Source organism: Rhizobium sp. TH135, from assembly GCF_002855515.1.
Taxonomy (GTDB): domain Bacteria; phylum Pseudomonadota; class Alphaproteobacteria; order Rhizobiales; family Rhizobiaceae; genus Allorhizobium.
On the sequence record NZ_PKRP01000004.1, the window covers coordinates 148,601 to 161,251 of the forward strand.

The 12,651-nt window shown below is 60.7% G+C and carries 11 protein-coding genes; 9 read left to right on the top strand and 2 right to left on the bottom strand.

What is annotated here, in order from left to right:
• The first annotated feature begins 21 nt into the window (after window positions 1-21).
• From C0V73_RS13440 to glpK, 9 genes are all read left to right on the top strand, one after another.
• Window positions 22-810, top strand: coding sequence for a DeoR/GlpR family DNA-binding transcription regulator (locus C0V73_RS13440; protein ID WP_102020514.1), 789 nt, complete (start codon window positions 22-24; stop codon window positions 808-810).
• Window positions 811-901: 91 nt separating this feature from the next.
• Window positions 902-2,413 carry a glycerol-3-phosphate dehydrogenase gene (glpD, locus tag C0V73_RS13445; RefSeq protein ID WP_102020515.1) on the top strand — a complete coding sequence of 504 codons (1,512 nt, stop codon included), beginning with the start codon at window positions 902-904 and terminating at the stop codon, window positions 2,411-2,413.
• Between the two features lie 51 nt (window positions 2,414-2,464).
• Window positions 2,465-3,544 (top strand): ABC transporter ATP-binding protein, encoded by a 1,080-nt coding sequence (locus C0V73_RS13450; RefSeq protein WP_102020516.1) that lies wholly within the window; start codon window positions 2,465-2,467, stop codon window positions 3,542-3,544.
• Between the two features lie 11 nt (window positions 3,545-3,555).
• The gene (locus tag C0V73_RS13455; protein ID WP_102020517.1) at window positions 3,556-4,626 is read left to right on the top strand and encodes an ABC transporter ATP-binding protein; all 1,071 of its coding nucleotides are present in this window, start codon (window positions 3,556-3,558) and stop codon (window positions 4,624-4,626) included.
• A gap of 3 nt (window positions 4,627-4,629) precedes the next feature.
• A complete protein-coding gene (locus tag C0V73_RS13460; protein WP_102020518.1) occupies window positions 4,630-5,496 on the top strand; it encodes a sugar ABC transporter permease in 867 nt (288 codons plus the stop codon).
• Window positions 5,497-5,507: 11 nt separating this feature from the next.
• On the top strand, window positions 5,508-6,326 hold the full coding sequence (locus tag C0V73_RS13465) for a carbohydrate ABC transporter permease (protein WP_102020519.1): 819 nt from the start codon (window positions 5,508-5,510) through the stop codon (window positions 6,324-6,326).
• A gap of 10 nt (window positions 6,327-6,336) precedes the next feature.
• Window positions 6,337-6,618 (top strand): DUF2160 domain-containing protein, encoded by a 282-nt coding sequence (locus C0V73_RS13470; RefSeq protein ID WP_102020520.1) that lies wholly within the window; start codon window positions 6,337-6,339, stop codon window positions 6,616-6,618.
• A gap of 83 nt (window positions 6,619-6,701) precedes the next feature.
• Complete coding sequence (locus C0V73_RS13475; protein WP_102020521.1) at window positions 6,702-8,423, top strand: ABC transporter substrate-binding protein; 1,722 nt, start codon at window positions 6,702-6,704, stop codon at window positions 8,421-8,423.
• Between the two features lie 81 nt (window positions 8,424-8,504).
• Window positions 8,505-9,998, top strand: coding sequence for a glycerol kinase GlpK (gene glpK, locus C0V73_RS13480; RefSeq protein ID WP_102020522.1), 1,494 nt, complete (start codon window positions 8,505-8,507; stop codon window positions 9,996-9,998).
• 20 nt (window positions 9,999-10,018) lie between these two features.
• Here glpK and C0V73_RS13485 read toward each other — a convergent pair whose 3' ends face one another.
• Together C0V73_RS13485 and C0V73_RS13490 are read right to left on the bottom strand one after the other, a co-directional pair.
• Window positions 10,019-11,632, bottom strand: a complete 1,614-nt coding sequence (locus tag C0V73_RS13485; RefSeq protein WP_102020523.1) for a cisplatin damage response ATP-dependent DNA ligase — start codon at window positions 11,630-11,632, stop codon at window positions 10,019-10,021.
• A 1-nt stretch (window position 11,633) separates the two neighbouring features.
• On the bottom strand, window positions 11,634-12,647 hold the full coding sequence (locus C0V73_RS13490) for a ligase-associated DNA damage response exonuclease (protein WP_102020524.1): 1,014 nt from the start codon (window positions 12,645-12,647) through the stop codon (window positions 11,634-11,636).
• Window positions 12,648-12,651: the final 4 nt, after the last annotated feature.

The window sequence follows — 12,651 nt, forward strand, 5'->3', positions numbered from 1 at the left end:
ACGAAAAAGGGAGGGGCCGACATGATGTTTTCGGCGAGGCAGGCGGAGATCATGGCTCTGGCGAAGGAGCAGGGTCGCGTTCTCGTGGATGAACTCGCGGCGCGTTTCGCAGTCACGCCGCAGACGATTCGCAAGGATCTCAACGACCTCTGCGACGCACGAGCCCTCAACCGCATTCACGGCGGAGCCGTTTTCCCGAGCGGAAATGAAAACGTCAAATACGAAGCGCGCCGTTCCATGGCCGCAACTGAGAAACAGGCGATCGGCCGCGCCGCCGCAGATCTAATCCCCGACAATTCCTCGCTCTTCATCAACATCGGCACCACGACGGAAGCGGTCGGTGACGCATTGGTCGACCATAAGGAATTGATGGTCATTACCAATAACATCAATGTTGCCAATCACTTGAGAATTTTCCCCTCAATCGAGGTGGTGATCGCCGGCGGCGTGGTCCGTGGATCGGATGGCGGCATCGTCGGTGAGGCGGCCGTGGATTTCATCCGCCAGTTCAAAGTGGATTTCGCCGTCATCGGCGTTTCGGCCATCGATGAAGATGGTGCACTGCTCGATTTCGATTTCCGCGAAGTGAAAGTCGCCCAAGCGATCATAGCCAATGCGCGCCACGTGATTCTCGTGTCCGACGCGTCGAAATTCGAGCGCACGGCGCCTGTCCGGATCGGCCATATCTCGCAGGTTCAGACGTTTATCACCGATCATTGTCCTTCAGACAGCATCCGGACGATTTGCGCGGAGCAGGATGTCCGCATCATCGAAACCGCTCCGACGAGTGGCCAACCACCTGCGGAATAAGTTTCGTTTGACATTCGTTTAAATTTCGAAAATTATATTCATGCTTTCGCAATAGCAGCAAATGCTGCAGGTGCGAACATGTGGAGGGATAATGTCGGGGCAGCCAATCTACGATCTGTTTGTGATCGGCGGCGGGATCAATGGATGCGGGATAGCGCGTGACGCGGCCGGCCGTGGATATTCTGTCGCCCTGGCTGAAATGAACGACTTCGCCTCCGGCACATCTTCCGGCGCCACCAAGCTGATCCATGGTGGCTTGCGTTATCTCGAGCATTATGAATTCCGCCTGGTGCGCGAAGCTCTGATGGAGCGCGAGGTCCTCTGGGCCATGGCGCCGCATGTCATCTGGCCGCTGCGTTTCGTGCTGCCCTTCCAGAAGGGCGGCATTCGCCCGGCCTGGCTCATCCGCCTCGGCCTCTTCCTTTACGACAATCTGGGTGGTCGCAAGCTTCTGCCCGCCACCAAGACGCTCGACCTGCGCCGCGATCCCGCCGGCAAGCCCTTGAAGCCGGTCTTTTCGAAGGCTTTCGAATATTCCGACGGCTGGGTCGATGACGCCCGTATGGTCGTCCTCAACGCCCGCGACGCGCAGATCCGTGGCGCAAACATCCTGAGCCGCGCCCGCGTCGTGTCCGCCCATCGCGAAGAAGGCCACTGGGTCGTCACTACGAAGTCGCAGCGCGATGGCTCTGTGGTGACCCACAAGGCGCGTATGCTGGTGAATGCCGCCGGTCCCTGGGTAGACCAGGTATTGGCTGGTGCTTTCGGCCGCAACAACGTACACAATGTCCGCCTGGTCCAAGGCAGCCATATCATCGTCCGCAAGAAGTTCACCGACCCGCGTGCCTACTTCTTCCAGAATCCCGACAATCGCATCATCTTTGCCATCCCCTATGAAGGCGAATTCACCCTGATCGGCACGACCGACCGCGACTACACCGAAGATCCGAAGGATGTGCGCATCAGCCCCGAAGAGGTGAACTACCTCTGCGATGCGGCCAGCGAATATTTCCAGGAACCGGTGCGCCCTGACGATATCGTCTGGAGCTATTCGGCCGTCCGTCCTCTCTTCGATGACGGCGCCTCGAAGGCCCAGGAGGCGACGCGCGATTACGTGCTGAAGATCGAAGGCAACAGCGGCGACGCCCCCTTGCTCAACGTCTTCGGCGGCAAGCTCACAACCTATCGCCGTCTGGCCGAACATGCGCTGGAAAAGATTGGTGAATCGATCGGCGAAAAAGGACCGGCCTGGACGGCAGGCAGTCGTCTGCCGGGTGGTGATTTCGCTGCAACAGCTTTTGAGCCGACGGTTGCGGATCTCTTGAAGGCCTACCCCTTCCTGGAGCGGGGACATGCCGAGCGCCTGATCCGCTGCTACGGAACCGATTCGAAGTCGATCCTGGGCAAAGCCCGATCGGTCGCCGATCTCGGACGCCACTTCGGCGGCACGCTCTATGAAGCGGAAGTTCGCTGGCTGGTGGACATGGAATGGGCGGTCACAGCCGAAGATGTGCTGTGGCGCCGAACGAAACAGGGTCTGTTCCTGACGCCAGAGGAGGCGAAGGGGCTGGATGCCTATCTGGGGATGTTGGCGGCGGCCTGATCGCCCATCCCACTGAAGAAGACCGACGGTTTGGAGGAGGCCCGAGGACATATGTTGGAACTGCGTAAAGTCTCGAAAATGGCGGGAGGTGAATATCACATTCACCCGACCGATCTGACATTGCAGCGGGGTACGCTCAATGTCCTGCTCGGGCCCACGCTTTCGGGCAAGACATCCCTGATGCGCCTGATGGCAGGCCTCGACAAGCCGACTTCCGGAACCGTTCATTTCGACGGCAAGGATGTCACGGGCATGCCGGTCCAGAAGCGCAATGTCGCGATGGTCTACCAGCAGTTCATCAACTACCCGGCCCTGACCGTCTACGAAAACATCGCCTCGCCGATGCGCGTTGGCGGCAAGGATGCAGCCACGATCGATCGTGAAGTTCGCAAGGCCGCCGATCTGCTCCGGCTGACGCCGTATCTTGATCGCACCCCGCTCAGCCTCTCCGGTGGACAGCAGCAGCGCACGGCCTTGGCCCGCGCCATCGTCAAGAACGCGACCCTCGTTCTTCTCGACGAACCGCTCGCCAATCTCGACTACAAGCTTCGAGAGGAACTGCGCGAGGAGCTGCCGAAGATCTTTGCCGAATCCGGCGCCATCTTCGTCTACGCGACGACCGAACCGTCTGAAGCTCTGCTGCTCGGCGGCAACACGGCGACGCTCTCCGAAGGCCGCATCACCCAGTTCGGCGAGACGATCAATGTCTACCGTCGTCCATCGGATCTTCTGACGGCCCGGACCTTCGCCGATCCGCCGCTCAACACAATTGCGCTCGTCAAAAAGGGCGCAAGTTTCGAGCTGAACGGCCAGCCGGTTCTCGGCATGCCGGCTCATCTCTCATCAATTGCAGACGGTCCGGTGACGGTGGCCTTCCACCCGCACCACCTGTCGCTCGCTGCTCTGCCTGGAGCCATGGCCATGCGCTCGCGCACCCTCGTGTCGGAAATCGCCGGCTCCGAGAGCTTCATCCACGTCGAATATGGAACTGCCCGCTGGGTTTGCCTGGCGCATGGCATCCACGACATCGATCCTGACCGCGAGATCGACGTCTTCATCGACACCCGTCACCTGATGGCGTTCGGCGCCGACGGCAGGGCGCTTGGCGCGCCCGCCGAACTGGCTGCGTGAGGAGGAACGTCATGGCACGCATCAACCTCGACCATATCCGCCACGCCTACACCCCGGCCGCCCGCGCAGCCGGCGACTATGCCCTGAAGGAAGTCCATCACGAATGGGATGATGGCGGCGCCTATGCGTTGCTCGGTCCGTCGGGCTGCGGCAAGACCACGCTGCTCAACATCATCTCGGGCCTGATCCATCCCTCGGATGGCCGGATCGAATTCGACGGCGTTGACGTAACCAACCTGCCGACGGCTGCCCGCAACATCGCCCAGGTCTTCCAGTTCCCGGTCGTCTACGACACCATGAGCGTCTACGACAACCTGGCCTTCCCCTTGCGCAATCGGCATGTGCCGGAAGATCAGGTCAACAAGCGGGTGAACGAGATCCTCGACATGATCGACTTGCAGCCCATGGCCCGCAAGCAGGCGCAAGGCCTGACGGCGGACCAGAAGCAGAAGATCTCGCTCGGTCGCGGTCTCGTGCGCTCGGATGTCAACGCGATCCTCTTCGACGAGCCGCTGACGGTGATCGACCCGCATATGAAATGGGTGCTGCGCTCGCAGTTGAAGCGCCTGCACCGCCAGTCCGGCTTCACCATGGTCTATGTCACCCATGACCAGACCGAAGCGCTCACCTTCGCCGATAAGGTCGTCGTCATGTATGACGGCCAGATCGTCCAGATCGGGACGCCGGCCGAACTCTTCGAGCGCCCGAGCCACACCTTTGTCGGCTATTTCATCGGCTCGCCGGGCATGAATGTGATGCCGGTCAAGGTGAATGGCACAACCGCGATCGTTGGCGACCAGACGGTGAACCTGCCGGGAACGCCCAAACTGTCCGGCCAGAGCAAGATCGAACTCGGCATCCGCCCCGAATTCCTGCGTCTCGGACGCGAAGGCATGCCCGTGACCGTCGCCAAGGTCGAGGATATCGGCCGTCAGAAGATCGTGCGAGCGCAGTTCGCCGGCAACCCGCTGTCGATCGTCATCCCAGAGGATGCGGATATCCCCGCAGATCCGAAGGTAACATTCGTCCCCGAGGGCGTCGGCATCTTCGCCGATTCCTGGCGCGTTGGAATGGAGGGCTGAACCATGGAAAAGACTTGGAATAACAAAGCCTGGTTCATGGTCATTCCGGTCCTGGTGCTGGTGGCATTCTCAGCCGTCATTCCGCTGATGACCGTGGTGAACTATTCTGTCCAGGACACCTTCGGCAACAATCAGTTCTTCTGGGCCGGCACCGACTGGTTCACCGATATCCTCTCGTCCGACCGCTTCTGGGATGCGCTCGGACGCAACCTGATCTTCTCGATGATCATTCTTGCGATCCAGGTGCCGCTTGGCATCTTCATCGCGCTTAACATGCCGAAAACCGGACTAGGCGTTCCGGTCTGCCTCGTTCTCATGGCGCTGCCTCTGCTCATTCCGTGGAATGTTGTCGGCACCATCTGGCAGGTCTTCGGCCGCGTCGATATCGGTCTTCTCGGCTATTCGCTGAATGCCATCGGATTCGACTACAATTACACGCAGAACCCGATCCACGCCTGGGTCACCATCATCGTCATGGATGTCTGGCACTGGACGAGCCTTGTCGTGCTGCTTTGCTATGCCGGTCTCGTCTCGATCCCGGATGCCTACTATCAGGCCGCCAAGATCGACGGCGCATCGCGCTGGTCCGTGTTCCGCTTTATCCAGTTGCCGAAGATGAAGCGCGTGCTTCTGATCGCCGTGCTGCTGCGCTTCATGGACAGCTTCATGATCTACACCGAGCCCTTCGTCCTGACAGGCGGCGGCCCGGGCAATTCGACCACCTTCCTGTCTATCGACCTCGTCAAGATGGCGGTTGGCCAGTTCGACCTTGGTCCGGCGGCTGCGATGTCGATCATCTACTTCCTGATCATCCTCGCGCTGTCCTGGGTTTTCTACACCGTCATGACCAACAGTGACGCGAAGGGCTGAGGGAGATACCGATGAAAAGCACTGACAACCGCACCGGCCTCGGCTTTCTGGTTCCGACAATCTACATCATCTTTCTGCTCCTGCCGATCTATTGGCTCGTCAACATGAGCTTCAAGACGAATGCAGAGATTACGGGTGCCTTCTCGCTCTGGCCCGTCAATCCGACACTTGCCAATTACGCGGTGATCTTCACGGATCCCTCGTGGTACAAGGGCTACATCAACTCGATCATCTATGTGTGCATGAACACCGTGATCGCAGTTGCTGTCGCCCTGCCGGCTGCCTATGCCTTCTCGCGGTATCGTTTCCTGGGTGACAAGCATCTGTTCTTCTGGCTGCTGACCAACCGCATGGCGCCGCCAGCCGTCTTCGCACTTCCCTTCTTCCAGCTGTACTCTGCCTTCGGCCTCATCGACACGCACATCGCAGTCGCCATCGCACACTGCCTGTTCAACGTGCCGCTGGCTGTCTGGATCCTCGAAGGCTTCATGTCGGGCGTGCCGAAGGAGATCGACGAGACCGCCTATATCGACGGCTATTCCTTCCCGAAGTTCTTCGTGAAGATCTTCATGCCGCTGATCGCATCCGGCATCGGTGTCGCCGCCTTCTTCTGCTTCATGTTCTCCTGGGTCGAGCTTCTGATTGCCCGCACTCTGACCACAACGGATGCCAAGCCGATCGCCGCCATCATGACGCGTACGGTTTCTGCTTCCGGCATGGATTGGGGCGTGCTGGCCGCAGCCGGCGTGCTGACGATCATACCCGGAGCGCTCGTGATCTATTTCGTCCGCAACTACATCGCCAAGGGCTTTGCCCTGGGCCGCGTCTGAGGAGGTTCAAATGGACTTTACATGGATGGCCTGGACGACGCCGACGGCCATATTCTTCGTCGTGATCTTCAGCCTGATCCTGTCGATGGCAGTCTGGGAATATCTGTCCCCGGGCGGCAATCCGCGAACCGGCATTCTGCGCTTCGAGACGACCCGCGGTGACCGCCTTTTCGTGTCGCTGCTTGGATCGGCTTTCATCAATCTCGCTTGGCTCGGTCTCGTTGGACCGAACCTGTGGTGGGCTCTCGCCCTGTCCGTGGTCTACGCCATCGGCGTCTTCCGCTTCGTCTAGGGCAAGACAAGATGGATGGCGGCGGGAGGTCGCCATCCTCGGGACTGCAAACTGAACGCATTCGCAACCTTAGGGAGGAAACTATGCGAAAGCACCTTTTGACGACGACGGCCGCCATGCTTCTGGCAATGACGGGTGTCGCATTCGCCGACATGGAAGCGGCGAAGAAGTTCCTGGACGCCGAGGTCGGCGACATGTCGGCACTCGATCGTGCCACGCAGGAAGCCGAAATGCAGTGGTTCATCGATGCCGCGAAGCCTTTCGCCGGCATGGAGATCAAGGTCGTCTCCGAAACCATCACCACGCATGAATATGAATCGAAGGTCCTCGCTCCGGCCTTCACCGCCATCACCGGCATCAAGATCACCCACGATCTGATCGGTGAAGGTGACGTCGTTGAAAAGCTGCAGACGCAGATGCAGTCGGGCGAGAACATCTACGACGCCTACATCAACGACTCCGACCTCATCGGCACTCACTGGCGCTACCAGCAGGTCCGCAACCTGACCGACTGGATGGCGAACGAAGGCAAGGACGTCACCAGCCCGACCCTCGACATTGATGACTTCATCGGCAAGTCGTTCACGACCGCTCCGGATGGCAAGCTCTACCAGCTGCCGACCCAGCAGTTCGCCAACCTCTACTTCTTCCGCTACGACTGGTTCAACGACGAGAAAAACAAGGCCGACTTCAAGGCGAAGTACGGCTACGATCTCGGCGTTCCGGTCAACTGGTCTGCTTACGAGGACATCGCTGAATTCTTCACCGGTCGCGAAATCGACGGCAAGAAGGTCTTCGGCCACATGGACTACGGCAAGAAGGACCCGTCGCTCGGCTGGCGCTTCACCGACGCCTGGCTCTCCATGGCCGGCAACGGCGACAAGGGCATCCCGAACGGCAACCCGGTTGACGAATGGGGCATCAAGGTCGACGAAAACTCCCGTCCGGTCGGCTCTTGCGTCGCCCGCGGCGGTGACACCAACGGCCCTGCCTCCGTCTACGCCATCGAGAAGTATCTCGAATGGATGAAGAAGTACGCCCCTCCGGCTGCCCAGGGCATGACCTTCTCCGAATCCGGTCCGGTGCCGTCGCAGGGTGAAGTCGCCCAGCAGATGTTCACCTACACCGCCTTCACTGCCGACTTCGTCAAGGAAGGCCTGCCGGTCGTCAACGCCGACGGTACGCCGAAGTGGCGCTTTGCTCCGAGCCCGCATGGTGTCTACTGGAAGGACGGCATGAAGCTCGGCTATCAGGACGCTGGTTCCTGGACGCTGATGAAGTCCACCCCGGAAGATCGTGCGAAGGCCGCCTGGCTCTACGCACAGTTCGTCACCTCGAAGACTGTTGACGTGAAGAAGAGCCATGTTGGCCTTACCTTCATCCGTCAGTCGACCCTCGATCACCAGTCCTTCACCGATCGCGCTCCGAAGCTCGGCGGTCTGGTCGAATTCTACCGCTCGCCGGCTCGCCTGCAGTGGTCGCCGACCGGCACCAACGTTCCTGACTATCCGAAGCTGGCCCAGCTCTGGTGGCAGGCAATCGGTGACGCTTCTTCCGGTGCAAAGACTGCGCAGGAAGCCATGGACTCGCTCTGCGCTGAGCAGGAAAAGGTCCTTGAGCGTCTCGAACGCGCTGGCGTCCAGGGCGATATCGGTCCGAAGCTTGCCGAGGAAAAGACCCTCGAAGAGTGGAACGCTGATGCCGTTGCCAAGGGCAATCTCGCTCCGCAGCTGAAGATCGAGAACGAGAAGGAACAGCCGATCACCGTCAACTACGACGAACTGGTCAAGAGCTGGCAGAAGTGATCCGGTCAGTATTCTGATCCATTGACAACCGCCGGGGCGAAATCTACGCCCCGGCTTCTTCAATTAAGGAGTTTGCGCCTGATGAGCGGTTACATTCTGGCCATCGACCAAGGAACGACCTCGACCCGCTCGATGATCTTCGATCACGAGATGCATATCGTCGGCGTCGCCCAGCAGGAGTTCACCCAGCATTTCCCGGATTCCGGATGGGTTGAGCATGATGCGGACGAGATCTGGCAGACTGTGCTCGCTACCATCGAAAAGGCGGTCGCTGCCGCCAAGATCGATATCACCGATGTGACCGCGATCGGCATCACCAACCAGCGCGAAACCGTCGTCGTCTGGGACCGCGAGACCGGCCAGCCGGTTCACCATGCCATTGTCTGGCAGGACCGCCGCACGGCCCGGTTCTGCGACGAGCTCAAGCATAAGGGCCTGGAGCCGCTCTTTACGAACAAGACCGGTTTGCTGCTCGATCCTTATTTCTCCGGTACTAAGCTGTCCTGGCTGCTGAAGAACGTCGACGGGCTGAAGGTGCGCGCGGAGAACGGCGAGATCTGCTTCGGCACGGTCGATAGCTGGCTCATCTACAAGCTGACCGGCGGCAAGGTTCACGCGACCGACGCGACCAATGCCTCGCGCACCCTGATCTACGACATCAGCGCCAACAGCTTCGACGACGAACTCTTGTCGATCCTCGAGATCCCGCGCGCCATGCTGCCTGAGGTCAAGGATTGCGCAGACGATTTCGGCATCACCGATCAGTCCGTGCTCGGCGCCGCGATCCCAATCCTCGGCGTCGCCGGCGACCAGCAGGCCGCCGTCATCGGCAATGCCTGCTTCGAGCCGGGCATGATGAAGTCGACCTATGGCACAGGCTGCTTCGCGCTTCTCAACACTGGCCGCGATCGCGTCGCCTCGTCGAACCGCCTGCTCACCACCATCGCCTATCGACTGAATGGCGAGACAACCTACGCGCTCGAAGGCTCTATCTTCATCGCCGGTGCCGCCGTCCAGTGGCTCCGCGACCAGATGGGTTTCGTCAAGGTCGCTTCGGAAACGGATGCGCTCGCCAGCAAGGCCGATCCGCATCAGCGCGTCTATCTCGTGCCGGCCTTTACCGGCCTTGGTGCACCCCATTGGGATGCCGATGCCCGCGGTGCTATCTTCGGCCTGACCCGTGGAACGGGCCCGGCAGAATTCGCCCGAGCCGTGCTCGAAAGCGTCGCCTACCAGACCCATGATCTCCTCGAGGCCATGAAGAAGGACTGGAATGGCAGCGCGTCGAAGACGGTGCTCCGCGTCGATGGCGGCATGGTCGCGTCCGACTGGACGATGCAGCGCCTCGCCGACATCCTGGCTGCCCCCGTCGATCGCCCCGTTGTTCTCGAAACCACGGTCCTCGGCGCCGCTTGGCTCGCAGGATCCCGCGCCGGCCTCTGGCCCGACCAGAAGGGGTTTGCCGCGACCTGGAAGCGCGATCGCCGCTTCGAGCCGGGCATGGATGTGACCGAACGGGAAGCTGCCATTGCCGGCTGGCAGGACAGTGTCTCCCGCTGCCTGACCACGCGCTAATCCTGGAGACACGCGAGCCGTCAGAGCATCGCGACCAGCGTCTCCAGGCGATCGGCATCCTTCGGCAGCTTGTCCTGCCTAAGCCGTGCGATGCGGGGAAACCGCATCGCGATCCCGGATTTGTGCCGCGTTGACCGCGCCAGGCCCTCGAAGGCCACCTCGACGACAAAGCCGTGCTCGGGTTCTGCCCTCAGGCTGCGAACCGGGCCGAAGCGCTCCACCGTATTGTTGCGCACGAAACGGTCGAGCACTTCTAGTTCATCATCGGTGAAGCCGAAATAAGCCTTGCCGACGGGCACGAGCACGTCCCCTTCGCCGGGGATCGCCGTCCAGACACCGAAGGTGAAGTCGGAATAGTAGCTTGAGCGTTTGCCGTGCCCGCGCTGGGCATACATCAGCACGGCATCGGCATTCATCGGGTCGCGCTTCCATTTGAACCACGGTCCCTTGGCGCGTCCGGCCTGATAGCTGCTATCCAGGCGCTTGAGCATCACCCCTTCGATGACGGGATCAGGTGGGGCAGCGCGCCGCTGCTCCAGTTCTTCCCACGTCGAGAAGGAAACCAGCGGCGAGAGATCGAAACGTCTAGGCTCCTGCTGCTCGACGAGCGCGCTTAAGCGTTCGCGGCGTGTGAGGAAGGTCTCCGGCCGCACATCTGCGTCGCCTTCGAACAGAATGTCATAGGCGCGGATGAAGACCGGGTAGTCCTCCAGCATCTTGGCCGTCACCGTCTTGCGATTGAGGCGCTGCTGGAGATCCGAAAAGGTGCGCGTCGGCGCATTGGTCCGCGATGTGCCGCCGACGAGCAGTTCGCCGTCGATCACCCCCTCGAACTGCGCTGCCTCGATGATGTCAGGAAAGGCCCCCGAGATGTCGTCGCCTGAGCGCGAATAGAGCCGGCTCTTGCCGTCGGAGCAGGACAGCTGCACACGAATGCCGTCCCATTTCCATTCGGCAGCGAAGTCGTTTGGATCGAGATTGGGCAGATCCCTGTCTTCGATCGGCGTCGACAGCATAACCGAATGGAAGATCGCTGGCGTCGACAAGACAGGTTTTTCGACCCGGTTTTCCAGCCAGTCGAAGAGCTCGGTATAAGGAGGCTTCAGCCCATGCCAGAGGCTCTCGATGTCAACGACATCCTTGTCGCCGTAGAGCGCCAGCGCCTGCTTGGTGAGGCGCGCAGATACGCCAATCCGAAGTCCTCCGGTGACCAGCTTGATCAGCGCGAACCGCTCGGATGTGTCGAGCCTGTCAAAGAGGTCCCGCATGACGGAGCGCGTCTCGTTTCGCCCAAGCCTCTGCAGCCGCTCGACGATCTTGGACAAGCTTTCGAGATCCTGCTCGGCCTCGGCTTCCAGCGCCTGCGGCTCCCAGACCAGCGAGATTGTCTCGGCAAGGTCACCCACATAATCATAGGAATACTGGAACAGGATCGGGTCCATCCGCTCCAGCACCAGTTCCTTCAGCAGCGCCGGCTTCACACCTTTGATGTCGAGCCCATCGGTCAGCGCGGCCAGCGCATAGCCGCGGTCGGGATCGGGCGTGTTACGGAAATAGTCGACGAGCAGCGTCAGCTTGCCGTTGCGGCTGGGTGTCAGCACAAGGCGATCGAGGAGGCGGGCAAAGGCCTTCATCTCAGTCTCCCTCGTCTTCATAGCCGACGAGGTGCAGCGGCCGTGCCTTGATCCCGGACAGCTCGCACCAGCGCACCAGCGCTTCCTCCCGCCCATGGGTTACCCAAACCTCCTGCGGGCCGACCTCGCGGATCGTGTCCAAAAGTTCCGGCCAGTCGCAGTGGTCGGAAATGACGAGCGGCAGTTCCACGCCGCGCTGCTTCGCTCTCTGGCGCACCATCATCCAGCCGGACGCAAAGATGGCGAGGGGATCCTCGAAGCGGCGCGCCCAGCGATCATTGAAGGCAGACGGCGGTCCGATAACGACAGCGCCCTTGAAGCTGCCCGACTTCTTGTCCTCGGTGGTCGCTGGCCTGAGGTCCCCCAGCTCCACGCCTTGCTCGGTGTAATAGTCGCAGAGCCGCGCCATCGAGCCATGAATATAAATTGGCTTCTCGTAGCCGCCGCGCCGGATGAGCGAAATCACCCGTTGGGCCTTGCCGAGCGCATAAGCCCCGATCAGATGGCTGCGTTCGGGAAACTGCTGCAGCGAGGTCAGCAGCTTCTGGATTTCCAGCCGTGGCTCCGGATGGTGGAAGACCGGCAGTCCGAAGGTCGCTTCGGTGATGAAGACATCGCAGGGAACCGGCTCGAAACTCGCACAGGTCGGATCCGCCCCGCGCTTGTAGTCGCCGGAAACAACGATCCGTGTCCCCTGTGCTTCGATTTCGATCTGTGCCGAGCCAAGCACATGGCCTGCCGGATGAAAGCGGATCGCAACACCATTGATCGAAATGGTTTCTCCGAAGGCAGCGCTCTGTGACGTCACACAGAAGTCCTCACCGTAGCGGATTGCCATGATGTCGAGGGTCTGTTGGGTGGCGAGTACGTGTGTATGGCCGGAGCGAGCGTGGTCGGAATGTCCGTGCGTGATCAACGCCCGGTCGACAGGCCGAACCGGATCGACAAAAAAATCACCCAGCGGGCAATAAAGCCCACCGGGTGTCGGATGGAGAAGTAGGTCCGGCTTGATCATGCCG